This window comes from Legionella nigrisilvae (assembly GCF_977063395.2).
In genome coordinates this window covers 73,232-99,579 of sequence record NZ_CDRUGZ020000020.1, presented here as the reverse complement: position 1 = coordinate 99,579, position 26,348 = coordinate 73,232, and the positions used below count along the sequence as shown (strand labels likewise).

Genomic DNA, 26,348 nt, shown 5'->3' with positions numbered 1-26,348 from the left:
TTGATAACATTGGAATGGAAGAAAAAATTTTTTTTATGAATAGTCCTTAGATTTGCTCATTTGAATTTCTTTTTAATAGTTCGAGAGAATTATAGTTCAAAATAAAAACCGCTATTGTGAAAAACTGTTTTAATTTCCGCGTTGATTCATTTACCTTAAGACCAATTCCCTATATGATGTCACGCGATTATCAATAGTAGATTAAAGGAGACAATATGAGTTTTTTTATTAGTGATGCTCTAGCTGCAGCGGGGACTACAGCAGCGCCTCAAGCAGATGGAAGCTTTTCGCTCATTATGATCGCCGCTATTTTTGTGTTGTTCTACTTTATGCTTATAAGACCCCAAAACAAAAGAGCAAAAGAACACCGTGATTTAATAAGCCGCTTAAAGAAAGGCGATGAGATTATTACTTCAGGCGGTATATTAGCTAAAGTAGTTAGTCTAGACGAGCAATACATGAAAATCAGCCTTGCTGAAGGTGTAGAGATTAATATACAAAGAGGTGCAGTGAGCACGGTATTGCCCAAAGGCACTTTAAAATCGCTTTAAGAAGGTCAGGACACGGAAATGCAAAATAAATATCCTTTATGGAAAAACCTGCTGCTGATTATTATTGCAGTTGTTGGGTTTATTTACGCTATACCTAATTTGTATACAGAAAATCCTGTAGTACAAATTTCGTCTGAAACACCTGTGGATTATGATGAATTAAAAAATCAGGTAGAAGATATCTTAAAAAAAGGTAATCTACCGTATAAATCACTCATTACTCAAGCTGAGTCAGTTGAAGTTGTGTTCTCATCAACAGATTCACAGTTGTTAGCTCGCGATTCAATTAAGAATGCTTTGGGATCTCAATACACTGTAGCCTTGAATTTGGCTCCATCCACACCAAGATGGTTAGACTCTATTCGTGCGGCCCCAATGAAACAAGGTCTTGACTTACGAGGAGGAGTACACTTCCTGTTAGAGGTTGATGTGGAAAGTGTGATAAGCCGCCGTTATGAAGGAGTAATGAAAAACATTAGTCAAGAATTGCGAGAGCTTGGAATTCGATATACCGGTATTCGTTATGTAGCAGACAAGGGGATAAATTTACATTTCCGTGATAGTGAATCAACGAATAATGCCTATTTGGGTTTAAAGGAAAAAATGCCTGATCTCGTTTTTGTTAAAAGTAAAACAGGCAATGAAATTTTAGTATCGATTTCACCCGTTGAGTTGAACAATACGCGTCAAAACACCATTGAACAAACAATGAGTATTTTACGAAATCGAGTCAATGAACTAGGAGTTGGTGAAGCGGTAGTACAACAACAAGGGGCAACTCGTGTTGCTGTTGACTTACCTGGAATTCAAGATGCAGCCCGTGCTAAGCAAATTCTTGGTGGAACTGCAACCTTGCAATTTTATATGGTGGATCAGGATAATGATCCGCAAATTGCAAAACAAACTGGAGCCATACCCGTCAATGATAAGTTACTGGTAATGGATGGGCATCCTATTCTGTTAAAAAGACAAGTGGTATTAAGTGGCGATTCAATTACCTCAGCAGTTTCCAGTTATGATCAGCAGACAGCTACTCCTGCAGTACAAATACAACTCGGTGGGGGCGGAGAAAGTTTGTTTACCAAAGTAACTCGCGAAAATATAGGTAAACGTATGGCTATTGTCTATGTTGAAACAAAAAATTCCATTCAAACTGTAAATGGAGTGGAAAAAAGAGTTACACATAGAGAAGAGCGTGTTATTAGTGCGCCAGTTATTCAAAATGCTTTAGGTAATAATTTCCAGATTACTGGTCTTACGGATAGTAAAGAAGCAAGTAATTTAGCTTTATTGCTTCGAGCAGGGGCGTTGCCTGCTGCGATCTATCCCATAGAGGAACGCACCGTCGGACCAACTTTAGGTAAAGAAAATATCCGAAGAGGTATAATTTCACTACAAGTTGGTATGGGCTTAATCTTAGTCTTGATGCTGGTTTATTACCGTTTTTTCGGTCTCATCGCTGATATTGCGCTCCTGCTTAACCTAGTTCTACTGTGTGCTTTACTCTCGGTGATTGACGCTACGTTAACACTTCCAGGTATAGCCGGAATAGTATTAACGGTGGGTATGGCAGTAGATGCGAACGTACTCATTTATGAGCGTATTCGTGAAGAATTACGGCATGGATTATCACCCCAGGCTGCAATTAATGCGGGATATGAGCGTGCATTTTCTACGATTCTTGATGCGAACGTCACCACCTTAATCGTAGCAATCATTTTGTTTGCTGTGGGCACAGGACCTGTACGTGGATTTGCTGTAACGCTTTCTTTAGGATTGTTGACCTCCATGTTAACGGGTATCACTTACACCCGAGGGATTGTAAATTGGTACTATGGTGGTAGGGCTGTTAAGAAATTATCTATTGGTATTTAAGGCGAGGCTCAGATGGAATTTTTTAATCCAAATTCAAATGTGGACTTTATGGGTGCTCGTCGTTGGACGGCGATATTCTCCATATTGATCTTTGTGCTTTCTATAGGTGCTTTAGCGATACATGGTTTGAAGTGGGGGCTTGATTTTACAGGTGGGACTCAAATAGAGGTTTCTTATTCCTCAGCTGCAGATCTACCTTCAATTAGGGAAAGCTTGAGTAAGGCAGGATTTAAGGAAGCTCAGGTTGTGAGTTACGGTACTTCTAAAGATGTATTAATTAGTATTGCTCCTCGAGAAGATAAAGAACAAGCACGCTTGGTTGAGCAGGTCATGAGTGCTCTGCCGGGTGCTTCAAAACAAAGAGTCGATTTTGTTGGGCCACAAGTAGGACAGGAACTCGCGACTAAAGGAGCCCTAGCTGTTGTTGTTTCTTTGTTAGCAACGATGATTTACATTGCCATGCGGTTTGAATACCGGTTGGCAGTGAGTTCTGCTGTCGCCTTAGTTCATGACCCTGTGCTGATATTGGGTATCTTTGCTTTTTTTGGTATTGAATTTGATCTGAAAGCGTTAGCGGGCTTGTTGGCAGTCATCGGTTACTCGTTAAATGATACTATTGTAGTTTTTGATAGGGTGCGTGAAAATTTTGTCAAAATTCGTCGTTCCAGTTCAATCGAAATTATGAATATTTCGATTAACCAAACTTTATCACGTACCATCATGACATCCATGCTGACGCTTTTTGTGGTGGTTGCTCTGTTTATTTATGGAGGAGAAGCTATTCATGGATTCTCCCTGGCATTGATCATTGGTATTGTAATCGGTACGTACTCTTCTATCTATGTAGCAGGTGCTTTAGCAGTAGCAATGGGCCTTGATCGAAAAGATTTTATGCCCAGTCAGCGCAAAGAAGTGGATAATCGTCCTTAATAAGAAACCTGGGTAAACGGAGCATAACCCAGGAACTTGGAAATGCAAGGTATTGCATCGCAATAGAATGCATTTCTGAGTTTTCTCTTAATTTTCTAGAATCTCAATAAATTAAATGCAACAACTTATACGAGGGAGAAGGATCCTCCTATCTCTTCTGCTTCCTCTATTTTTTGAATTTCTTTTGTATCTTTTTCTTGCTCGACATTGGTGGGTTCGGATGCTTGTGTAGAGCGGCTTGCAAGTTGTTTCTTTAGTTCTTCAATTACTTCAGGAGGAATTTGCATGGGAGTTTGACTGTCTTTTATCTCTTCTCCTTCAATACGTATCTCGCCTTCTTCTGTTATTTCCACAATTTTTTTAGTACACCCTTCAGGTAGAGCATTTTCAGCAACCCATTGAATAGGAATGCCCGCCATGATTGTAGCCCCATCCACAATGCGAATCCCATCAATGGGGGCAAGCTCAGGGGTTTTACTGTAGTGACGACTTATGAGGGAGCAAATAGACCAAAGTAAATTATATGCTGCATCAAATGGAAAACCTACTCCTATCCCTACACCTTGTCCTAGATATCCAGCTGCGGTTCCCATAAGATGCGCTAAACTGATTGTACAAAAAGATGTAAAAAGTTTGGTGGCAATCACGGGGGCAAAGAGGGCGACACCGGTAGCTCCTGCAGGACTGAAAATCAATAAGGTGCTTCCAACCAGTGCGGTTAATTTAACCCGAGGAGATATGGCCGTGGTCGAGTTAGTCGCTCCCTCTGCTAGCACGACACCTACAGTAGCTCCTACATAAGCAAAAGCAGCGCCAAATAATGGTTGCGTGATTGAAATGACGGGAAATTTTGTGATTTGCTCTGGAACTTCTTTTTTATGGCACATTTCGCCTAAATAATCTGCAAACTGTTTCCACTCCTTTTCACTAAATGGTTTAAGTCCTTCTTTTTCAAGGAACACATTAGCATGTTCTAGAGCATGGGGCGTTTTTATAAGTCGCTCTGCAGTTAAATAGCATGTTTCTTTATCTTCCTCATCCAAGAAGTTTTCGTCTGTAACTCCTAAATTATTCTCAATAATGCGGTATAAGGCAGAGTTTCGTTTTGAACTTCCGATTTGTGATTGTACATAAAGACTGGCAGCAATCATAAATCGGGCAGCAATGATATATACTTGACGTTGTGCTGGGGTTTTGATGTCCTGCTCGCGAAGCAAATGTATTTTAAGAACAGCGTTTACTTTTTCTAAGAATGAAACCTGTTTATTTCTACTGAGAACATCTGTCCCACCGAAAAAAATAGGTGTTCCTATCATGGAAGGTTTTTCATTCAAATCAACATGTTTCTCTTCTTCATAGGTTTTCCGAAGGCGGTTAAATTTTTCAATACGTCCCGGTGTAAGAATAAAGTGCATGATATCCCCCGTCCATTGGCATTCTTGGTATTTGATATACGTGTATAATTCCTTTTGTATATTTTATCTTACTTCGTAATTGTATAAATGCAATGTTATTTGATTATTTTTTACTAAATTGCTTCAATATATTGAAAGTTTATATTTTATTTAGTGATTAAGCTTTTGAAATGATGCATTTTTTCAGGATTGTGATACTTTTAACTAAATGACTATCGTTTGATGGATGTGCTGGGTATGGAGGTCGTTTAACTTATGCCTAAGTTATGCGCTGCCTTGTTGCCTGGGCTGTATCTTTTACAGGAACAGATAAGGTGATTGAATTGATAAATGATATAAAAAAAGGGAGTGTCATGGAAAGGCTGAAACATTTATTTCTGCTTCTTCGTGTGTCCCACTGGGCCAAAGCTGTCTTTGTGATGCTGGGCTTTTGTTATACACCCACTCCTGGATATTTTATACCTGCTTTACTCGCTTCTTTAGCTTTTTGCTTGATTTCAAGTGCCATATACATTTATAACGACATCGAAGATAAAACCGAAGACAGTTTGCATCCCCACAAACGACATAGACCAATAGCAAGTGGAAGCGTTTCTATTTCCGAAGCAATTTTTATGTTGTTTTTATTACTTCTCACAGGACTTACTTTAGGTTGGTTAATCTCTAAAAAACTGGCAATTATACTTTGCATTTATTTAGTAATTAATGTGGCCTATAACCATCTTTTTAAATTGATTCCCATTGTTGATGTGCTCTGTATTGCTGCAGGTTTTATGCTACGCGTATTGGCAGGGACGGTGGGTATCGGCTTACCCATTTCTATTTGGTTAATTGTTACTGCAACATTGCTTAGCCTCTTTATTGCTTTGAACAAACGACAAATGGAAATGCAATTGGGTCTTAAGCATGCTACACGTAAGGTATTGAAGAAATATAATCCTATAGTGCTTCACTGGCTAATTCTTGTAATTGGTTTCGCCAGTTTCATTACTTACGTTTTCTATATTATTTATGCTCGAGATGAGTCTTTTTATTTTATGTTAACTGTTCCTTTTGCAGCAATTGCATTGTGGCGTTTTGCCTGGCTTGCTACGCAGAACATTGAAAATGATGACCCTGTTATAGTTTTTTTAAGCGATCGGTTATCTCGAATCAATCTTTGGTGTTTTGTAGTTTTAACGTTTATGGCTTTGGCTCAATGAAATCTGGGGTGCGTTGGTATGACAGCATTCTAATTGTTTTATTCATATATTTATTTATTCTACAGATCCAAGCAATTTGGTCATTTACTATCGATGATATGTATATTTCTTTGCGCTATGCCAAGCATTGGGCTGCAGGAGAGGGCATATTATGGAATGTGAATACTTCTCCAGTAGAAGGGTATTCTAACTTTAGCTTGGTCGCTTTAGGGGCTTTAACACTCCTATTAAAGGGTAACCCCGTAGTTGTTTTAAAAATGGCTGGACTGTTAGGGCTATTGTTTACCTGTTTCTTCATTTATCTAATAAGCAGACTTTGGCTTTCCACACGAGAATCACTTCTGCCCTGTATGGGTTTATTATTTTATAAAGGACAGATTATATGGGCAACGAGTGGCTTGGAAACTGCGGTATATGAGTCATTTATATGCGGAGCCGTGTATTGTTGTCTGAGGGGATTGGGATATAACCCTTTTCCTAATGCACGTGCAGCCATAAGAATAGTCTATTTTGTAAACGCTGGAATTTTGCTTGCTCTGGCGGGAATGACAAGACCTGAAGCACCTGCATTTATGTTTTTGTTTTTCCTGCTGATGTGTTGGGATAGGCCTAAAGAAAAAATAGGACAATACGGGTATGGCGTTTTACTATTTTGCCTCACTCTCATATTGTTTTATGGGCCTTATTTTCTTTGGCGTCTTATTTATTTTGGATATTTTTTTCCCAACTCAGTCTATTGTAAAGGATTATCGCAGTCTTTCCCTTTTTCCTTGGATATTCATTATCTCAAATTAATTTGGCCTTTAGCTCTGTTGTCTTTACCTGCTTGCATCAAGTCTCAGGATAAACGGCATTATTTTTTGTGGTTACCCAGTCTTGTTTATTTAATTATGTTAGCAAAAGCCGATCCTGTAGTGGCATTTGATAATCGACTCTTTTTACCTGCATTTGCCCTAATGCTTCCTCTGGTCGTACAAGGTATCCGTAGTATAGTTTTTGCATTGAGACAAAAAGAAGATTTCATTTTTGCATTGCTTTTTTATTTAAGTTTTTTTGTGGTTTTGTTTTTATTTGTGCCAGCCATGAGTTTGGCAGATTACCAGTATTTTAGCCAAAATCCAGTTAAAGGAGAACAATTACGTGGCAAGGTAGTAGAGTGGTTAAATAATTATGCATCTCCCAACGATTGGGTGGTTTTAGCGGATAGCGGATTGATTCCTTATGCTAGCCCATTAAATTTTATTGACTCATATTGTTTAAACAATGTAACAATGGCTCATTTTCCAGCGGAACACATGTATGAGGAGTTTTGTAAGGAAGTTCTGCATAAAAAACCCGCATTTATCATTTTAACTTCGCTTATTGAACAAGGAAGAGTAATATATACCCCCAGCGATGTTTGTTTAAAAAAAGCTTTGAGTAACAATCACGACTATAAATTAAGTAAAGCTTATATGACCGATAATCGTGATTCAATTTATCGCTATGAAATATATGAAAATTCCTCTTTGTCTTCACTTGAAAAGAAATAGATGTGGAATTAATGAATACCTTAGTGCGAAGTGATTTTTGATGAGTTACATATCAACATAGTGTACTATCTTACGATAATAAGAAAATAAAATGAGTGAAGGATGATTCTTGTATGATACACAAAATGCCAATATTTCTGCAAAAACTGCATAAAAAATTACCAGTTTTTCTTTGTGATATTCTTGCTATTCCAGTAGCATGGTTTACAGCATATTGGTTGCGTTATAACATGCACCCTTCTCCTAAAATATTTACTTCGACGCATTTCCTTATTGCCTTGACTCTTTTAACCACGATTCAAGTTTCTTGCTACTTTTATTTTAAAACATATCGCGGTTTGTGGCGCTTTTTTTCATTGAATGATGTAATGCGAATTTTAAAGACTACTCTTTCTGCTACTGTGTTGGCGATCCCTGTTTTATATGTAGCTTCGATAGTTCATGAAGTTCCTCGCTCTGTATTTCCTTTATATTGTCTGATTTTAACTACTATTCTTTGTAGTTTTAGAATATTGAGAAGAATCTATTGGGATAAACGAGCCAAATGGAATAAAGCAACTGAAATGAAAAGGGTTCTTATTATCGGGGCGGGGATGGCTGGTGAAGGACTTGGTCGTGATTTAAAACGTTCCAATCAGTACCTGCCAGTAGGTTTTATTGATGATAATTTAGCAAAACGTGGTTTAGAAGTTCATGGCATACCGGTTTTGGGAACAACGAGCCAAATTGCCGAGCGAGTAAAAGAGTATGATATTGATTTGATTTTTATTGCTATTCCATCAGCAAGTTCTTCATTGATGCGCCGTATTGTGACCTGCTGTGAGGAAAGCCAGACTCCGTTCAGTACCCTACCAGGTCTCAATGCTTTAGCGGCTGGACGAGTGGAAGTGAATGCATTAAGGCCAGTTAATATCGAAGATCTATTAGGTAGAGATCAGGTAAACTTACAATGGGACCGATTAACAGCGGGTATTGCTGGAAAACGAGTATTGGTTACTGGAGGGGGAGGATCAATTGGTTCAGAGCTGTGCCGGCAAATTTTAGCCCTTAAACCTAAGAGTTTGGCCATAGTCGAAAACAGCGAATTTAATTTATATCAAATTGAACTTGAACTGCGACAAACTTTCCCAGATATTCCTTTAGAACTTAAATTGATCAGTGTTACAGATGAAGTAGCAATTAATCATCTCTTTGCTGATTTTTTACCGGAAATAGTATTTCATGCTGCAGCATACAAGCATGTTCCACTTTTACAGGATCAAATACGTGTTGCGGTAATAAATAACGTACTTGGAACCCAGATTGTTGCAAAGGCTAGTATTACTGTTGGGGTTGGAAAGTTTATTTTGATTTCTACGGATAAGGCAGTAAATCCGACCAACATTATGGGAACTACCAAACGCGTTGCTGAGATTTATTGTCAGAATCTGAATGGGAGGGTTAACACTCAATTCATTACAGTCCGTTTTGGAAATGTTTTGGGTTCAGCGGGAAGTGTTGTTCCCCTATTTCAAAAGCAATTACAAAGTGGTGGTCCTATAAAAGTAACCCATCCTGATATGCAACGATATTTTATGACTATCCCTGAAGCATGTCAGTTGATTTTGCAGGCTATGGTCAATGGAAGCGGGGGAGAAATTTTCGTTCTGGATATGGGAGAGCCTGTTAAAATCAGCTATTTGGCAGAACAAATGATTCGTTTAGCAGGAAAAGAGCCTGGAAAGGACATTATGATTGAATACACCGGATTACGCCCCGGAGAGAAATTATTTGAAGAGTTGTTCCATGAGTCCGAACAATTGGCTTCGACAGAACACGAAAAATTGTTTAAGGCAAAATTCCGTGAACTTAATTGGGACGAGTTAATTCAAACAATGCGTTTACTAAATACCGCTTGCCAGGAAAATCAAACCGATGAATTGTTTATTTTATTAAAGAGCTTGGTTCCTGAGTTAAATACCAATAGTGTTGTTTCAGCAACTTAATTGGTTTATGAGTCTTTTTATGCTCCTGATTTATGAGGAAGAGATTTTAAAATGATTATATCGTTCGATGATTTTGCTAAAGTTGAATTACGCTCAGGTACCGTGGTTAAAGTGGAAGAATTTCCTCGTGCAAAGAAGCCAGCCTATAAAGTATGGGTGGATTTCGGCAAAGATATAGGCGTCTTACAAACCTCAGCACAAGTTACTGCACATTATACCCCGGAAACTTTATTGGGGCGCTCCGTAGTTGGATGTGTCAACTTGGGTGAAAAAAATATTGCAGGCTTCACTTCCCAATTTTTGCTGGTTGGATTTTCTGATGAGAATGGGGCGATATGCCTTATCACCACCGAACCTAAAGTACCTAATGGACAAAAGTTACATTAATTTTAGTGCTCAGAGGGAAACTAAAGCTTTTGGGAACTTATTTCTTTAGTATCAAGTCTGCATCGTTCACTTAAAGGTGGGATACCTTTTTTTTGTAAATATTTTTTAATTTCTGGTAAACTTTCTGCCCATTCTAGATAACTGTCTAAGGGGGTATAATCATTTTCGAAGCCAGAAAAAATATTACCTTTTTCTATATGTCTTTTAGGCCTACGTAAGTCAGCGATTTGTATCTCTCGATCCAGTAGATTCTTATTGTGTAAGAAATAAATTAACTTATAAAAAGATAATGAAGTGGGTTTGTAATGACCACTGTTATTATCAATAGACTTTATTTTCCCATGTTCTACTAGCCACATCCCCGCACCGCGTACCTTTTTACCGGAAGTCATCGTGGAATGATGATAAGTACCAGATTCGTGAATATGTGTATAGAAATGGTTCTTATCTTTTGTATCCCAAATAAAAGCAGTTGCCCCGATCGGACAACCAACCTTAAAAACAAAATCAGCTAATTGATTGGTATTTAATTCAAATACATCCTCAGAGCTTATTTTTTGAGCCATTAATTTATAATCACCATCCACATGTTCAATGCGTACCGATACGTTTTCTGAAGACTCATAATGCACAGGGCCCATTTTATTTTTATAATAACCACGCCAATTATTACTGATATCTCGGGTGGAAGTGCTAATAGGATGTTGTTCCAACCATAAGAAGAAAGGAATTTTAGTATTGCTTTCAACCCACTGATAAAAAGCCATATTCATTGGATATTCTGCAGTATTGCGTTTATTTTTTAAATCATCGAGCATAAATTCAATAGGACGATGAACCGGATCTTGCTTTTCCAATAAGGTTCCACTGCTTAAGCGAAAAAATTTCTGTTTACAATGTTCTTTTTCTTCAGTCTTGAGTGTCTTAAGTAGCGATTTCTTATCAACATATTTTGAATTTGCATGCTTATAATACTCTTTCAATTTATCTAAGTAATTTATTTTTTTGTTAGCTCTTTGTAGTAATCCATGAATCCAGGGATCTATAGAGCCTTTCAGCCGTGTATCTTTTCGGGGCTTTCTTGAAGTGGATTCCAAAAATCCATAGGGAAATTTATCTTCAGTTACGTTTTCTTGTTCTTTGGTTATAAATTGATCCCCTAAATAATCTTTATATTGTTGAGCAAGCTGTGCTATTTGTGATAATTTTTTTTGTCGTGTGTTAATATTTTTTAAGTTTACTTTTGAAATATTATGATATTCTTCTAATAGATTAGATAGTTTATTGATTAATTCTTCAGCATTTGGATCATCATGTTGTTTACAACTTTTTAAAATCAGAAGCCAATCATCAAGGGCGTAAACATCTTGCCATATAGCCATGGATTAAAACCTATACTTTATCTGTGTACAAAAAAAGGTTATGCAATTAAATTATAATCCAATTTGAATTAAATGTGAGCCATTCATGCCTAGATACAGAAAAATACACTTAAATGAAGCAATTGCCTTATTACAAAATAATGTACCAGATTTAGTTTGTTTAGACTTAAGTGATCAAAAGATAAGCGAGGAATGTTTGTACGAACTTGTTGATGCAATCAACGCAAATACCCATTTAAAAAGAATTAAATTGAATTGCTGTATGATTGATGATGATAAAGTTAAAATCTTATCAAGACTAAGCTCTATTGAAGTACTTTCCTTACGAACTAATAAAATCTCGGATAAAGGTATGAGCTTACTAGCTGACATGACCTCTCTTAAAAAATTAGATCTGAGTTCTAATAATAATGTATATAACAAAAACATTACCGCCCAGGGTTTAAAATTTTTTATTAGAAATTCAACTCTTGAACAGCTCACTTTAAGCGATAATGAGCTTGATGATGAATGCGCAAAAAGTTTAGCGCGAAATAATGTACGGCGACTTATATTAAGCAATAATCAAATTACTCTTAGAGGCGTAAAGTATTTGGCAGCGCATAAAAAACTAAATTTTCTCGATCTAGGCACAAATATAATTGGTGATGCCGGTGCTATTAGTTTAATTAACGAAAATCAAAGCATTAGAGGATTAATTCTTAACAATAATAAATTAACTATTAAAGCAATAGCTAAAATGAAACCCGAAAAGTTAAAGCAATTAGAGCGGTTAGACATCTGTTTAAATCCTTTAGGTCAAGAGGGTGTTAGCTTATTGCAGGAGAAAAGGGGATCACGAGCTGGATTAAGTACTTTTTTTTGTCACAAGAGAAATAAAAATTTCATTCAAGGATTATTTACTACGATTCAGAGTCAATTTTCTCCTGAGAAAGAAAACAAAACAGAACACTCACTAGCGATTTAAAATTTTTTGTAGTATGAGATTTACTTAAAAGCCAAGCCCAAATTTAGTTTGGGCTTGTATCTGTTAAACGGGGGGAAAGAGATCCTGGAATTTAACACGAGTCTTGAGGTGTAGTGCTTTTTTCCTTTTCTTTGATAAATCAAAAACCTTATAGATTATGATAGGAATAATAAAGCTAACCATACCTATGTAAAAAGCAAGCTTATAAGTAGGGTCTTTATTCAACACAAGGAAGAATAAGGCAATACACATCAGGATGATTGCGAGGATCCCAGTATAGGGAGAGTATGGAGTTACATAGCGCAGGTTCGCTGTAGTATAGCCAGCTTGGTATAATCGATTCCTGAACCGAATTTGTGAAGTGCACAAGGAGATCCAAGCCAGAGTTCCTGTAAATCCAGAGACAAGAAGTAGGGCGATGTAGAGTTGGGTTTGTCCGAAAAAGTACCCAACGCCTAAAAGAATCCAGATTGTGATTAAGGTAGCAATAATTGCATTTTGTGGTACTGAATTATGATTAAATTTGGCAAAAGTATGTGGCGCCATACCATCACGAGCCAAAGCATTCAGGGCACGAACTGTGCCATAAAACCCTGAATTAGCACAAGATAAGGTAGCGCTCAGTGTCACAAAACTGGTTACCGCACCGGCCCACTTGAGATTGTAAAAATTTAGGGCATCTGCAAACACGGAGTTAGATAATCCAGCTTTTTGCCAAGGGAAAATTAATACCAAGCAAAATACCGGAATAATGTAGATGAAAAGAATTCTTAAGGTTACATTGCGAATTGCATGGGGAATCATCCGTGCAGGGTTTTCTGATTCTCCTGCAGCAAGACCAATAATTTCAGAGCCTTGATAGTTAACCAACAGCAGAACCATAGCGGTTAATAGGGACATCGTACCGTTAGGAAGGAGTCCTCCATCGCCGAAAATGTATTTAGATCCAATAAATCCATCCGATCCTGGACCCTGAATTAAGCCTAAGAATATTAAAATAGCTAAAATAACAAAGCCAAATAAAGCTAAAATCTTAATTAAAGCCAGCCAAAATTCGATTTCACCAAAAGTATCTACTTTCGCAAGATTAATATAGGTAATTAGTAAACCAAAACAAACCGCCCAGACATAACCATTTACACCCGTAAACATTTCCATAATGATACCCCCTGCAACACATTCTGCGGGGATATAGGCGACCCAACTTATCCAATACGACCAGCCTACGCCACAGGCAACGGATGGAGATATAAAATCAGCGGTATAAGTAACAAAGGAACCTGAAATGGGAATTGCCACAGCAAGTTCACCCATACAAAGCATGGTGAGAAAAATAATTAAGCCGCCTAGTATATAAGCTAGAAACACGGCAGGTCCGACCAGGTTAATCACTTCACCGGTACCTAAAAAATAGCCTGAGCCGATAATCCCCCCCAAGGCAATTAGCTGCACATGACGGTCTTTCAATCTTCGGCTATAACCACTATCTTTAATGGGTTTGTCTGTTTCAATCTTACTCTTTTTCACGGGCTGTTTGTTTCTCACAGGTTGTCATATTTTTGGGTGACGCTATGTTATATTCATCTGCAATAATTTAAAACCATTCTTAATTAAAAAATCAGAAATATTTTTTATTTATACTAAATTTCTTTTTTAACTGATACAAAAAATTTTAAAGAGGGTATTATAAATCATTTTTTACCTATTTGGATATTTTTTTACTAAATTAGTGAAAATTATTACAAAATATCTTATTTGTTGATTTATCTAAGAGAATAGACGATAAAAAAAATAATAATCATTATTTTTATATACAAAAGAGCGTATTTCGATTTTAAAATTAAGACGTCTACTAAAAGTTGCATCAACATACAACTTGGGTATACTTTTCCATAAGCCGCTGTAGCTCAGTCGGTAGAGCAGTTGATTCGTAATCAAAAGGTCGGGAGTTCGATTCTTCTCAGCGGCATATTAAAATCAATAAGTTAAACGATCCCTATTTCATGAATGCTTCACGTGTCGCATATGGGTCGAAGAATGAAAGCAAGAAAATGATATTAAAGGCTACTTCTATAAATTACTTTAAAAAGTTATTCTTAAAAAATTCGGTCTATAATTTCAAAAGTATATTGCCAATGAGTTGAAAATGATGACAAATGAAGAAATTTTATAATTTTATTTTTTGTTCTCTATAGAAAAGATTAAATATTTTACAGGTATCGGTCCACATCCCGGCCCCATTAGGGTCTCATAAAGGTAATACTCTTCAACCTGATTAATAGTGTAAAGATGTTCCAATTTATGCTCCCATTCTTGGTTTGGGACAACTATAGTTATATCATCTTCATTAAGTTCAAAATAATCGGCCTTTATGCGCCATTCTCTTTCCCATGTAAAATCACAAAAATTTTCCTCTCTAGGATCATATGACATATGTTTCCACTTAATCTCATCTGCAAGCAATTCATAGTCAGCTTTTGGCTGATAAATTACTGGCCTCCCTCCTTGAGAAAACAATAATTTTTTGTCTATTGCTATACCAAAAGGTAAATAAGGTCCGTGAGACAGGCTTGTAACTGCTTTCAAAGGGGCTTCAGTAAAACAAACTACTCTCCAGCCTCCTTTTACATTAGTTGAATTACCAGCAATTTTTTTATCTTTGATTATATCCAGGAGTGATTGAAAAGCTTCATTAAAATTTTGGCTCTTGCTTTTACACCAATGGAATACTAACTCAGAAAGATCCGGACGATTCCTTTTCATACTTACTCTCGCTGTTTAATACTATTAGTAAGTATAGCTCCCCACTCCAACAGCCTGTTTTTTGAGGAAATCGAAATATGTAAAAATCATAGGATTTTAAAGTCGATAGAACCTAATACATTTTGCACCTGACTAAAAAATACATGGAACAAATGGGACAAGTGGAACCCTCGCTTATTTACTGGGCTAGAGACGTTCCACTGTCAAAATTGATGGTGGAACGGGTGGGACAATTAAAACTCGTCAGACCATACTTTATCAGTAAAAACATAACACCTAGGAAATCCAACTCCTTTAATTCTTCGTTTTTGTGAGGCTTTGCCATCATTACCCGGAATAATCCAGCCAGCGTTAATAAGCACTTTATTCACCATTTTAGGTTCAAACCCTAGGCAAATTTCTTTTCTGTACACTTCGGATAAAACCATAAAAATACGGAACCCTTCATTATTCGTGTGATAAAAGGCAGCCCGGTTATAAAGACGTTCGCTATTGGGATGATTTTCGCTTTCAAACCGACTTGCACCTTCTTTTCAAAGAATGCCCGAACTTGAGATAGTATGGCTCGATCTTCTCGATTACCATTTTCTCCAAAGTCCTCTAGCCAAACATTAAAACACTTTTCCGCTGCTTGGCATGCTGTGCCTTGTTTCCATCCAGTTAATTCGAAATGACTCGCTATCTCCCCAGCAAGCGTAGCCCGTATTAGACGAAGCAACCTACGCTTGCTGTTACCAACTCTGATCCCGCTATTTCCCAAAAGATATACTTGTATTTTCTTTTAATTCGTTAGAATTAATGCTTTCTAAATTGGAACAAATTTCTTTTAGCAGATTTAATAATGAAGATTCATGAAAGCCATTCTTAAGGCATTTACTCTGTAACTTACCTATTGTAGCTTCAAAAAATCCTTTTAATTCCTCTAAATTTCTTGGTGGACTACGTTTTAAACTCTCAAGAATATATTTTGAATCATCTAAAATATCCTTTCTAAAAGCCGAAGAACCATTTGTGTATGATGTTAGAAAATTCAATTTTCCCTTATCATTTGTCTCATATTTATCCTTAAAAGTCCCATAAAACGAATCAATTTGGGCTATTGTACTATGAAGCAGATTTCTGAAGGACGAATTATCAATTTCTGTAGGAGTGTACATGATATGAAGCCTTGTAAAGTTATTTTAGAATAAAATCACATATTATAGAAAGCAATAACGGAAATCACACATTATATCGCAGCATGTTCAATAAATAAGCGACTCAATGAAGTAATTTCATTACAAATTCGCAAACCTAAACCACGCAGCATAGCTAGCGTAGCGCGTAGCCCGTATTAGACGGCAGCGCAATTCATTTTTAAAAGTATAATATCTGTGAACTCACATGGGAGGAGGGTAGAACAATGATCTTGGTAAAAATAATAATTATCTCTGACCTAAAATGAAAGTAAACAAGTGAAAATTTCCCCCTCTTACTTGCCAAAGAGACTAAAAACCTAGTTCTCTGATTAATAAACCCATACTTTATTAATCACTATTGTGCTATATTTTGATTAATAAAATATGAGGTTATTAATCATGAAATGGAATTGGCAGCTTGAAAATTGGCCAAATTTTACTTGGGACTCAGATAAATTAGTTATGTTTGAGCAATCTTTTACTGAGAATGCAGGTATTATTATTGGTTCTTCGCAACACATTTCTCAGGAAGGTAAACAAAATTTATTTATTGATTTAATGTGTACAGACGCTTTAGATAGCTCTGAAATAGAGGGAGAGCATTTAAATAGAGATAGCGTGCAATCTTCTATACAAAAAGAGTTAGGCTTGTCTGTAAAAGTTCCAGGAGCTAGCTTGGCAGAGCGTGGGATCGCTAAAATGATGGTTAATTTATATCAAACGATTTCTAGCCCACTAACACATCAGATTTTATTTGAATGGCATCAATTTTTAATGGGGGCTAGCCAGCATTTGGAACATATTGGTCAATATCGTAAGCATGAAGAAGCAATGCAAATTGTTTCTGGACCTGATTATGATCGAAAAATCCATTTTGAAGCCCCTCCCTCAACACGTGTTCTGGCCGAAATGGATCAATTTATTAATTGGTTTGAAAGGAGCTCTCCAGTCGGAGCAGCACCTTTACCGACATTAACTCGAGCAGGAATAGCCCACTTATGGTTTGAGAGCATCCACCCTTTTGAGGATGGGAATGGAAGAATAGGACGAGCTATAGCAGAAAAAGCTCTATCACAAGGATTTTCAAAACCAGTAATGACGGTATTGGCAAAAGTATTATTAAAAAAGAGAAAGGAATATTATCAGCAATTAGGTTTAGCAAGTAAAACTTTAGACTTAACCTCTTGGTTAATTTGGTTTGCTAACATTGCTTTGGAAGCGCAACAAAACACTTATTTGTATATTGATTTTATTATTAAGAAATCTGTAATTTTAAGGGAGGCGGAAGGGAAAATTAATCCAAGGCAAGAAAAGGTGTTATTAAGATTATTTCATGCTGGGCCTGAAGGATTTGTAGGCGGTTTAAGTGCTAAAAATTATATGAGCATAACAGGCGCGCCCATCGCTACAACAACCAGAGATCTAAATGATTTGGTTAAAAAAGATATTTTCAAACGAACTGGGGAACTTAAAGCGACTCGTTATTTTTTAAATCTCGATAAGGTTTAAATAGAGTTTGCTGATTTGGTAATTCTAATGCCTAGCCTCACTATGATAAGGGAACGAGATAATAAATGAAAACATTACAAGTAGGAATTATGTCACGAGATAAATTTCAGAGTATTCTGGCGCATATGACTCAACAGCAACAATCGCAAACATCAGTCCAAGTTTAATCATGTATTCGGGCACCTCCAATTGAGCAATCAAGCCGAATGACAATGAATTATTAGTGACATCAGTTAAATCAAAAGAGCATGGACTAAGCGTGAGGCTTGCTGTCCTCTTGGATTTATATATGAGCACAAATTAAACATAAAGATGGAGCATTTTCACGCAGAGAGAAAACTTGTTCATGAGTAATAAAAAGGAGTGGCCTTCTTGCTTAGATTTTAAGCATGATACTTTTGAAAAATGGGAAATAGGTACTTTGAATACCTATACCCACTTTGAAATACCTATACCCTTAATAAGAGATTAATGAGAAGAAGGGGACGGAGCGTCTATTTCCTTTTCGGAGCACGATGATGTGTGAGTCTCTTCATTTTCTTCAGTAAACGACAATTTGATACCTTTGGATGAAAATATACTGGAAAATTGACTTAATAACTGAGCCATTCCTCCCAAACCCTCTAATTGTTCACTAAAAGATTCAATCACCGTATTTAAGGACTCAAGGGCTTCCAAATCACGATTTACCTCGTCAAAATTTTGCATAGCGGCATACTTCTGCTCTAATGGGCGTATTTCTCTTAGTAATTCATCTTGTCTCCTCAGGCGTTCTTTGTATTTCCTGCTTCCATTATTAATCACTGGAGTACTTCTTATTTCTTTCTGAAGATCAAAGAGTTCAGCTTTAGCCTCAATCAATTGTAGTTGGATATTTAGGCTTTCCAAGGCACTGGCTTTAATAAGGTCGTAGTCTAATTCTTTAACATCTACACGGGATAAAAGTTTTTCCAAATTCTCAAAATTTTGGGAAGTGGTAATATTTGCTTGTCTTTGTTGTGCTCGACTAATCTTGGAGTTTAATACCTTGGCTGCGATTTGGAGTTTTTTGTTTATCTCAACTAGATTAGGATCTTGTCGCAATTTTCTTACTATATCTCCCAAATATTTTTCTTCTAAATGATTCATCCGCTTCATTAAAAAACGTGAACTCGGATCCTGATCCTGAACATTCTCCAAAATATCGAGTTGGTATTCAAAGCTTTGTATTTGGGATTCTATACGGTTTTTTTCGATATCAGTGAGGGTTTCTTTTTCTAAATAGGCTTTGAGCAAAGGAATTAATTTTTTAAAAAAGTCAGCGGAGTCAATTGTTTTCTCGCGTGTCATAAAAAGCGCTTTGTATAGAGGGTGAGCTTCCTCTGCCAGGATAGAATAAACAAGAGGCAGGCCTTTATTACCGGGGGCAAAAAGAGATGCGCCGTGTTTAATAAGAAGAGAAAGACATTCGCTCATCGGGGTAGAGGGGCTATCCAATTGCAAGCACGCATGCACTGCAGATGGAAATTGAATTTTGCGGGCAGAGACGGTTTGCTGATTGATATCGATATCACCATGCGTCAATATAAAATCGAGCAAATTTGCATTACGTGTCTGCAGCGCAACACTCATATATTTTTCAGCACGTAGTAGGTAAAAGGCGGAAGTTAGCAAAGCAGCCAATTCAAATTTATTTTTGAAAAGTAACTCAGGTAATAAACTGGCCTCTAATTTTTGTAGTTCGCGGCGTATTTTCTCCAGCTGCGGCAAGTATTTCAATTGGATCGTTTGTTCATAGAGCAAATTGATCTCGTAAGTTTTCGCCAGTAATTGCTCAATTTTTTTAGCCTGAATTTCAATAGGAGCCTTGCTTAGTTCCTGAAAATCAGTACTCAATTTCTGAATTTCTTCTTCTACTTTATGACGCGATCGATTTTGAGATGGGGCAGAGGGGTGGGTTTGCCGAGTTCTCTTTACTTCTTCTTGTTCAATTTTGCTTTGCAACAGAGGACTATCTGGTAAAGAGGCGGAATCTTGAATATCATCCATCTCCTCTGACTCAGGGGCAGCATGTGGAGTAGAAGCCAGGGGGTGGCTATTTTCAAATGGAGTAGTATCCATTTTTCTCAGGGCACGCACCGTTGATTCATGAAATTTGAGAATTCCTGCATAGCTTGTAGAGCGGATAAGCGGAAGGAGTTCCCTTAATATCTCACAGGCTTCTTCTGTTATTTTTAAAATTTCGGCCGTTGAAGTTTCTGTATCAAAGTATGTGCTGAGCTTTTCATCACAATCCTGGTAACGTTTTTCAAGCTCTTTAATTTTTTGGTGATGTTGTTGTCTCACCTTTTTTAATAAAGGCTCTGTATGATTTAGGGCTAAGATGAGTAATTGTTCCCTGATGTTTTTGCTGTCTACTACCTTATAGCCATCTTCAGTCCATTTTTCGAACGCAATGTTTTGGTTTAATTGATCAAACGCATTAAAGTACACATGGAGCCGATAGGTTTCACCAAGGTATTGAAATTCAGCTGTGTAATGATATTGACTTAACTTGGGGTTATCTCGAAATTCATTTTCATAAATACTGATGTGATGATTGTCCAACAGGAAGTTTTTTTCCCCGTCTTTTATAAGGTAATGACCTTGTGGGAGCTCAAGACGATAATAAGCGTGTTGGCTGCTTTTATTAATGCTTAATACTAATTTATGTCCATGAGGTAATTCAACATTTGCCTCATTATGAAAAAGAAAATTAAAAAGGGTGTTTTTTGCCATTTTTTATCCTGAAATAAAGTGCCATCTGTATAAAAATTTTTTAGTAAAAAATGTATGCTTCTGGTTATTGATAATTCGGGTTGGCTAATATATACGCTTTTATCTGCTAATAATCAATAAGTTCGGTAATGTTATTTACTATTAATCAAATAAAAAGACACTTTCTTGCAGAGAGATTTTGGATTACAACTCAATGGCATGGTTAAAATAAAAAATATCAAAGAACCCCTATTGGCGGAAAACCAGAAGAGGGAATTCTTAAAATTTAACGGGTAGGTTTATAAAGCTTCCCATTATCCGTTTGCTTTGCAGATAAAGAAACCAGCATTTTCTCGATTGCCTAATATGAATATATTTAGTGGATTTAGTGGTTTTAATTTAGCTGCCCTAAACTTAAAGAGTGAGATGAAGTGTTAGTAAGTCTTATGGACACCATGATACTCTGTGGTAGGATAATGAAAATGCTTATCTATTACAAGTAAGAGTTGGTGTAATACCTCCATAGAATATTTTAAAAAAATTTTTAGTAATCTGCAGATGACAACATCTAACTTTTTATGCCTTCACACCCCGCATTGCTGCAACCCATCCTACAAGAGGAGGCATTTATGTCTAGAGCGTTTTTAGTATAAGGAAAAGCTTTGCCTGATGGGAGCCGTATGAGTCGAGAGATTCACGTACGGTTCTGAGAGGGGTGGGCGGGGAAGTTCCGCCGGTCTATTCACCCAAATGCGAACTGGGGTTTTATCCAACAAACTAGTACTTAATAATAGGTCAGCCCTCAATTATCTCTTAACTGTGTGTCCAGATCATCCATTAGACCTCGTTATATGTGGTTTTTAGTCTCGGTCTCTGATTTAATTTCATCCTCAAAATGTTCCGTATAATAGTAGGTAGGTTGATAAGTTGGACAATAAGCGAAAAAAGCTTGGCTAGGGTACCAAAAAGATGGAGTTACTGATGCAGCCATATACGGAGACTCCATAGTAGGTTGAGTCGGTGATTTTTCCTCTTTGGTTCTAAAATGGGTAGAACTTGTCTCAACCGGAGGATTGTATAAACCAGATTTAGGTTTATATTCAACAGCCTTGGGATTCATTTTGCCTGTTGTTTTAGGTTGAGAAGCATTCGAGGTTAAATCTTCTTGTGTAACCGAAGTAGTTGTTGTAAAAATCACATTATTATCGGAAGACTGTAAGCTTGAATGGATAGCAGTAATCGCATTAACTGGTGCATTTACTTTTCCAATTTCCCCAGGTCTCTGTTTATTCTGCTGGGTCGATTCAAAAATAGTTATTTTCTTTGGCTCATTTTTTATTGTTCTTTTTGAAATGACCGAATTTGATCCATCCATGTATCCTTTTGGATTCCAATAAGGGCTAACCCTGATGATATATTTATCTTGCCACTTATATTGTAAACACCTTACCGCTTCATAAACAGCGTTTTTAACCGGAGAGAAAAATTGGACGTCATTCATGTCTCTCGGAGTCAATTTACCGAAAGCTACATGAGTCCCACCCCCATGCGAGACCACAATTTTTGTTTCCTCATCTTCCCAATTTTCAACAACATCTTCTATTATCCCTTCGACCGCGTTTTTAGGCGCACCATGTAAGTCTATGGTAGTTCTAGAAGATTTTACATTTTCAGAGTAAACAGAGTCTTTAATGTGCTTACTTATCTTACTATTGAGGCCATATTTTTGAAGATAATATTCCATCAATGTGACATTAGGAAGATACATATTTAATGTCAAACCTAATTCTAACATTACTGTTATACCCTCTTTATTAGGTTCCATAGAGTGCAACATACGAAAGTAGTTATCAATATTAATAATCGCTTTATGGGTTTTAAAGACCTCCAAGGCAATTTCGTGTTTTCCTACTTCACATAATCTTTTAAAAATCCTAAAAAGGACATCCTTTGAAGCGGAAGTGAAATTAGTATAGGCATTATTATAAATTGCAAAAATAAGATCCCAATCTAAATGCTTTTCACCAAGCAAATTAACTATTACTTGATCATGGACTGCAGGATAGTTTAGCGCTGTCGGAAGATAAAGAAAGTTATAATATTTAGTTTTCATGTCCGCAAGAGATAACATTTTGAATTCATCGACATGAATGGTTACGGACTCCTCAAAATTTGAATATATTTTTTTATTGAATAAAGGAGATGGAAATAGATTTATAATGGTTTGTAATTTAGGATTTGGACACTGTTTATGCTGGGGCTTTATATTTGTAGGCATTTTTTTATGCTGAGGTTTCTCTCCTCTTTCGGATTTATTAGCTTGCTGATGACTCTTATTAATCCTTGTATTTTCAGATTCAAAAAATTGTTTCATCTCTTCGCTGTAATTTTTTAATGTTCTAATTTGACGTGTACCATTTTTTAAATTACCTTCTTTGAGAGCGGTAAAGCTAACTTTATGCAACTCATCGTTTGATACAAACAGTAGGCAAAACAGGTTGTACATCTGCTCGATGCGAATGTAAATGGCTATATCGTTTGTCTTCTTCGCATCCGTAGCTAAATGTTTAATTAATTCTGTCAGCATCGCTGCATCAGGAGCTAGTTTGTCACTCGCCATTTCTATTAAAACCTTCGTCTTTGAAACCGAATCCACTGCCTCCGTTAAAAACTTGTCTTTATACCGTATAAATAATTTCGACTCATAATCTACTTTCCCTATATCAAACGTATGCCACGCAGAATATAATTGCTTTATTAGGTCATTAAGCATAACTAGCCTCATATTTCTAAAACATAACTACTGTACTATATCTGTAGGCTCTGTTGCAAAAGGATTCAATTCTGGCATTTAAATCAAAAGGGGTATGACCTCGAATAAAGAACTGGCGAACTTAAAGCGACTCGTTATTTTTTAAATCTTGTAAATGGAGTTTGTTGAATTGGGTACGTAGTGAGTGTCCAATCTAAGTGCCTCGCAGGGAGTTCCAAAATTGAACTTACTGAGCTTATAATTTGCCAGACATTGTAAAATTATATTTGTTCTTTATTTATAGTTGGTATCGCAATTACTTCAGCAGACTTAATTACTCCCCAAGACTTCAAAACATAATCAGTAATAAGCTGCATGGGTTTTCTTAATCGTTTAATATCAACAATAATATACCCAGCAGTCACATCATTACTTATCTTATGGTTCATTAAACGCTTTAAAGCATAAGCAGGGATATCCAGACTTTCTATGAAAAGAGAGTCCACTATTATCTTCGTATTGTCGCGCAGCAAAATTGAATAGGGCACGTAGTATTTTTATGGCCAAATTGACATAGGCTTTACCACGTTCTGGCCTAGCAAGCGTAGCTCGTATTAGACGAAGTCTTAATACGGGAAAATAATCTTCAATAAAAGCCGATACCCCCCAATAGATTTTTACATCCAACCAAAAAATAGTGTGGAGCAATAAAGTCATTTGACCAGATTTTCTTATAAAAACAGAAATTTAGGAATCCCAACTATTTAATTCTTCTTTTTGGAGAGGCTTTGCCGTCATTTCTAGCAAGCGTAGTCCAAATTAGCGTTGGGTTATGTTGAGGCTCCAAAAATCCGTATTACGCTTTCGCTAATACGGGCTACGGTACTACGGAACTGGATTTATAAATGTGTACAAATCAAACATAAAAGTGGAGTATTTCGGGGCAGTGTAGGAACTTGAGCATGGAAACAACCTATTTGCTAATAAATAGAGTGTTTTTTTGCTAAGAATTTGAATATGATACTTTTGAAAAACGGGAAATGGGTGGTTTAAAATTCCTATACCCCGCGACAACGGTGTACTAATTTTACTCAGATGAAGAGCTGAGTTAATAACGGATATAAGCTATTTTTTCTTGAAATAATAAAAGTATTAATATATTTTGGGATTGATGACAATAATAAAAGGATGTCAATGTAAATGAAAAGATTAATACCCGCTTTAGGATTGTTAGTTACCAGTTGCGTTGGTTTTGCAGATAACTTAGCGCAAAATCACTTATCTTATACGGATGTGCAATTATGTACAAACGCCTATAATGAACTCTGGTTTAGTTTTGAGACTATTAAATCAGACATGCGTAATTCCCCACCTGCTGAGCAGGTCCCTGTATTCACAGCAGCATTTACCCCAGTGCTGGCCCCAGATTTCCAATTCAGTATTTTCAATCTACCACTTCCTCCTGACTACACTACTATTTCGCCACCAATTCAGGTAACTGGAGTTAGTGATTTGGCAAATGTTGCTGCATATGGTATTGGAAATTACGGTGAACATCATGTAGCTACCCCATTTAGCGTTAAAGAGATATCTTCGTCAATTATAAACCTAACACATGTATATAGAATGACGACAAGAGATGTGGATTATACGCGCGATGCCGCTGTTGAAGGTGGATGTACGGTATACATATCTCAAAAAGAGGCTGTCTGTACCGTTACAAGTACTGCTGCTTTGAACTTTAAACGAGTAGCGGTACTGAACAGTATAGTCGATCATGTGGTTTCTGCCTATACTATCCCAGCTCCTCAATGTGCTTCGTGGATATCTGCTCCTTTCACATCTTATGTGCAGTAAAATTACTCTTTAATAGCTAGGTGGGATTGAAGTCCCACTGTGTCACAGTATCCATAAAACCAACTTGGCTCGTGTCCCATTGGTTTGTGCTATCGGAATCTGTTTTCTTAGAAGGTTTTCGGGTTTAGTTCCACTTAAACCTTTTCCATAGCGAGATTTGATGGGCTTTAGCGAAACTCAATTGTTGCACTCATTGTCAGAAGTTGAGCAGATAACTCATCTAATGAAGACTCATGATGCTTATGATAATGCGGTAACCATATAGATAAAGCCTCTTTTGTGGGCTTGCCGCACAGCTGATCCGTAGCAAGCCAAATCTTTTTAAGCGGTTCCAATAATAAACCAGGCTCACAAGTTTTCTTTTTACCTGGTAGTATACTGCCACAGGGGCGATGAAGTTCAACCATATCGGATAGGGCTCTGACTGTTCAATCAATGGCCTTCTTTTTACCTCGACAAATTGCAAGCTATCATTCTCTAAAGGTAGTAATTTTTTCCTGATTTGGTAAAAGCTTTATTAAAGAGCTTGTCTAGATAAGTATAAAATGAAATTCAATTTCAAAAATTGTCGGAGGGTGGAAGGGGGTGCCGGGGTCACACGGGAAGGGTCATCCGGTGGCGCATAATTCTCTGAGTTTCTCTGTCAGTCGATTTGAAGGTTAACTTGCTTTCGGATAGTGGATAATATCATGGAAAGTGGCTGTTTCAGGCGTAAGATTTCGGTAGCCATGAAGCTGGTTAGCATTAAAACGAATACCTTCACCATTTGAGAGTTTTTGCCACGCCCCATCTACTAAAACTTCCATATTACCTTGAACCACTACTACATGCTCAACCACACCATCTCTATGAGACGGTGATAAATGTTCACAGCCTGGTAACAATTCAATAACAAATAGTTCAAAATTTAATTGAGGTTCAAAAGGAAAAAGAGGTAGAACTCGGATTTTTTTATCGTCATGATGAATCGTTTGTACTTGCCCTGTACGATACATTGCTTGACTAGAAATTGAGTCTATTTCCTCAATAAACGAAGAGAAGGAAGTTTCGAAACCCGTTGCTATTTTCCATAAAGTAGCAATGGTTGGGCTTGATTCTTCACGCTCTATTTGCCCAAGCATAGCTTTGCTTACCCCCGTGGCATGGGCTGCTTTGTCCAAGCTCCAACCTTTCTTTTGACGTAAATCTTTTAAGGTCGTTGCGATATGTTTGTATATATTTTTCACAATAATCCACCTAAGCGATTGTGCGTTATGGCGCACAATGATAATATAGGGATATTATGCGTTATAACGCACATATTGTAAATTTTAAACTTAGGAGTGAA

The 26,348-nt window shown here is 36.9% G+C and carries 21 protein-coding genes, 1 tRNA gene and 1 pseudogene; 11 read left to right on the top strand and 12 right to left on the bottom strand.

Annotation, left to right across the window (positions count from 1 at the left end; translation table 11 throughout):
- Positions 1-215: 215 nt before the first annotated feature.
- The 3 genes from yajC to secF are packed head-to-tail and all read left to right on the top strand — an operon-like array spanning position 216 to position 3,356.
- The gene (gene yajC, locus ACWTE2_RS09195) at positions 216-551 is read left to right on the top strand and encodes a preprotein translocase subunit YajC (RefSeq protein ID WP_182393024.1); all 336 of its coding nucleotides are present in this window, start codon (positions 216-218) and stop codon (positions 549-551) included.
- A gap of 18 nt (positions 552-569) precedes the next feature.
- Positions 570-2,426, top strand: coding sequence for a protein translocase subunit SecD (gene secD / locus ACWTE2_RS09190; protein ID WP_454785111.1), 1,857 nt, complete (start codon positions 570-572; stop codon positions 2,424-2,426).
- A 12-nt stretch (positions 2,427-2,438) separates the two neighbouring features.
- Positions 2,439-3,356, top strand: a complete 918-nt coding sequence (gene secF / locus ACWTE2_RS09185; RefSeq protein ID WP_182393026.1) for a protein translocase subunit SecF — start codon at positions 2,439-2,441, stop codon at positions 3,354-3,356.
- 125 nt (positions 3,357-3,481) lie between these two features.
- Here the strand turns inward: secF and ACWTE2_RS09180 are convergent, their stop codons facing one another.
- Positions 3,482-4,771 carry a hypothetical protein gene (locus ACWTE2_RS09180; RefSeq protein ID WP_454785110.1) on the bottom strand — a complete coding sequence of 430 codons (1,290 nt, stop codon included), beginning with the start codon at positions 4,769-4,771 and terminating at the stop codon, positions 3,482-3,484.
- Between the two features lie 314 nt (positions 4,772-5,085).
- Between ACWTE2_RS09180 and ACWTE2_RS09175 the strand changes: the two genes are divergently transcribed.
- The 4 genes from ACWTE2_RS09175 (at position 5,086) to ACWTE2_RS09160 (ending at position 9,877) form a co-directional block, all read left to right on the top strand.
- Entirely contained in the window at positions 5,086-5,973 is an 888-nt protein-coding gene (locus ACWTE2_RS09175) for a decaprenyl-phosphate phosphoribosyltransferase (RefSeq protein ID WP_454785109.1), read from the top strand.
- Positions 5,970-7,505 (top strand): protein LphB, encoded by a 1,536-nt coding sequence (locus ACWTE2_RS09170; protein WP_454785108.1) that lies wholly within the window; start codon positions 5,970-5,972, stop codon positions 7,503-7,505. Before ACWTE2_RS09175 ends, ACWTE2_RS09170 begins: the two co-directional genes overlap by 4 nt.
- Positions 7,506-7,618: 113 nt before the next feature.
- Positions 7,619-9,490 carry a polysaccharide biosynthesis protein gene (locus tag ACWTE2_RS09165; protein WP_454785107.1) on the top strand — a complete coding sequence of 624 codons (1,872 nt, stop codon included), beginning with the start codon at positions 7,619-7,621 and terminating at the stop codon, positions 9,488-9,490.
- A 51-nt stretch (positions 9,491-9,541) separates the two neighbouring features.
- Positions 9,542-9,877, top strand: a complete 336-nt coding sequence (locus tag ACWTE2_RS09160; RefSeq protein WP_182393030.1) for a tRNA-binding protein — start codon at positions 9,542-9,544, stop codon at positions 9,875-9,877.
- Positions 9,878-9,897: 20 nt separating this feature from the next.
- Here the strand turns inward: ACWTE2_RS09160 and ACWTE2_RS09155 are convergent, their stop codons facing one another.
- On the bottom strand, positions 9,898-11,259 hold the full coding sequence (locus tag ACWTE2_RS09155) for a hypothetical protein (protein ID WP_454785106.1): 1,362 nt from the start codon (positions 11,257-11,259) through the stop codon (positions 9,898-9,900).
- Between the two features lie 85 nt (positions 11,260-11,344).
- On the opposite strand from ACWTE2_RS09155, the gene ACWTE2_RS09150 reads away from it, so the two are divergent.
- Positions 11,345-12,226, top strand: coding sequence for a leucine-rich repeat domain-containing protein (locus ACWTE2_RS09150; RefSeq protein ID WP_454785105.1), 882 nt, complete (start codon positions 11,345-11,347; stop codon positions 12,224-12,226).
- A gap of 63 nt (positions 12,227-12,289) precedes the next feature.
- Here the strand turns inward: ACWTE2_RS09150 and ACWTE2_RS09145 are convergent, their stop codons facing one another.
- Entirely contained in the window at positions 12,290-13,753 is a 1,464-nt protein-coding gene (locus ACWTE2_RS09145; RefSeq protein WP_454785104.1) for an amino acid permease, read from the bottom strand.
- A gap of 369 nt (positions 13,754-14,122) precedes the next feature.
- Between ACWTE2_RS09145 and ACWTE2_RS09140 the strand changes: the two genes are divergently transcribed.
- Positions 14,123-14,195: transfer RNA gene (locus tag ACWTE2_RS09140), tRNA-Thr, on the top strand.
- Positions 14,196-14,401: 206 nt separating this feature from the next.
- Here ACWTE2_RS09140 and ACWTE2_RS09135 read toward each other — a convergent pair.
- From ACWTE2_RS09135 to ACWTE2_RS09125, 3 genes are all read right to left on the bottom strand, one after another.
- Positions 14,402-14,989: a hypothetical protein gene (locus ACWTE2_RS09135; RefSeq protein WP_454785103.1), complete on the bottom strand. Its 588-nt coding sequence runs from the start codon at positions 14,987-14,989 to the stop codon at positions 14,402-14,404.
- Positions 14,990-15,377: 388 nt separating this feature from the next.
- Positions 15,378-15,707 (bottom strand): hypothetical protein, encoded by a 330-nt coding sequence (locus tag ACWTE2_RS09130; RefSeq protein WP_454785102.1) that lies wholly within the window; start codon positions 15,705-15,707, stop codon positions 15,378-15,380.
- Between the two features lie 31 nt (positions 15,708-15,738).
- Positions 15,739-16,146, bottom strand: a complete 408-nt coding sequence (locus tag ACWTE2_RS09125) for a hypothetical protein (RefSeq protein WP_454785101.1) — start codon at positions 16,144-16,146, stop codon at positions 15,739-15,741.
- Positions 16,147-16,566: 420 nt separating this feature from the next.
- Here ACWTE2_RS09125 and ACWTE2_RS09120 point away from each other — a divergent pair, with 420 nt between their 5' ends.
- Positions 16,567-17,676, top strand: a complete 1,110-nt coding sequence (locus tag ACWTE2_RS09120; protein ID WP_454785100.1) for a Fic family protein — start codon at positions 16,567-16,569, stop codon at positions 17,674-17,676.
- Between the two features lie 468 nt (positions 17,677-18,144).
- On the opposite strand, the gene ACWTE2_RS09115 is transcribed toward ACWTE2_RS09120, so the two are convergent.
- The 4 genes and pseudogenes from ACWTE2_RS09115 to ACWTE2_RS09100 form a co-directional block, all read right to left on the bottom strand.
- The gene (locus tag ACWTE2_RS09115) at positions 18,145-20,433 is read right to left on the bottom strand and encodes a hypothetical protein (protein ID WP_454785099.1); all 2,289 of its coding nucleotides are present in this window, start codon (positions 20,431-20,433) and stop codon (positions 18,145-18,147) included.
- An 826-nt stretch (positions 20,434-21,259) separates the two neighbouring features.
- Positions 21,260-23,185, bottom strand: coding sequence for a hypothetical protein (locus ACWTE2_RS09110; protein ID WP_454785098.1), 1,926 nt, complete (start codon positions 23,183-23,185; stop codon positions 21,260-21,262).
- A 260-nt stretch (positions 23,186-23,445) separates the two neighbouring features.
- Positions 23,446-23,652, bottom strand: a pseudogene (locus tag ACWTE2_RS09105) (integrase); the annotation flags it as partial.
- Positions 23,603-23,881, bottom strand: coding sequence for a hypothetical protein (locus ACWTE2_RS09100; protein WP_454785399.1), 279 nt, complete (start codon positions 23,879-23,881; stop codon positions 23,603-23,605). The pseudogene ACWTE2_RS09105 and the gene ACWTE2_RS09100, both read right to left, overlap by 50 nt.
- A 483-nt stretch (positions 23,882-24,364) precedes the next feature.
- On the opposite strand from ACWTE2_RS09100, the gene ACWTE2_RS09095 reads away from it, so the two are divergent.
- Positions 24,365-25,021 (top strand): hypothetical protein, encoded by a 657-nt coding sequence (locus tag ACWTE2_RS09095; RefSeq protein WP_454785097.1) that lies wholly within the window; start codon positions 24,365-24,367, stop codon positions 25,019-25,021.
- Between the two features lie 167 nt (positions 25,022-25,188).
- Here ACWTE2_RS09095 and ACWTE2_RS09090 read toward each other — a convergent pair whose 3' ends face one another.
- Positions 25,189-25,428, bottom strand: a complete 240-nt coding sequence (locus ACWTE2_RS09090) for a hypothetical protein (protein WP_454785096.1) — start codon at positions 25,426-25,428, stop codon at positions 25,189-25,191.
- Positions 25,429-25,680: 252 nt separating this feature from the next.
- Positions 25,681-26,247 carry a helix-turn-helix domain-containing protein gene (locus ACWTE2_RS09085; protein WP_454785095.1) on the bottom strand — a complete coding sequence of 189 codons (567 nt, stop codon included), beginning with the start codon at positions 26,245-26,247 and terminating at the stop codon, positions 25,681-25,683.
- Positions 26,248-26,348: the final 101 nt, after the last annotated feature.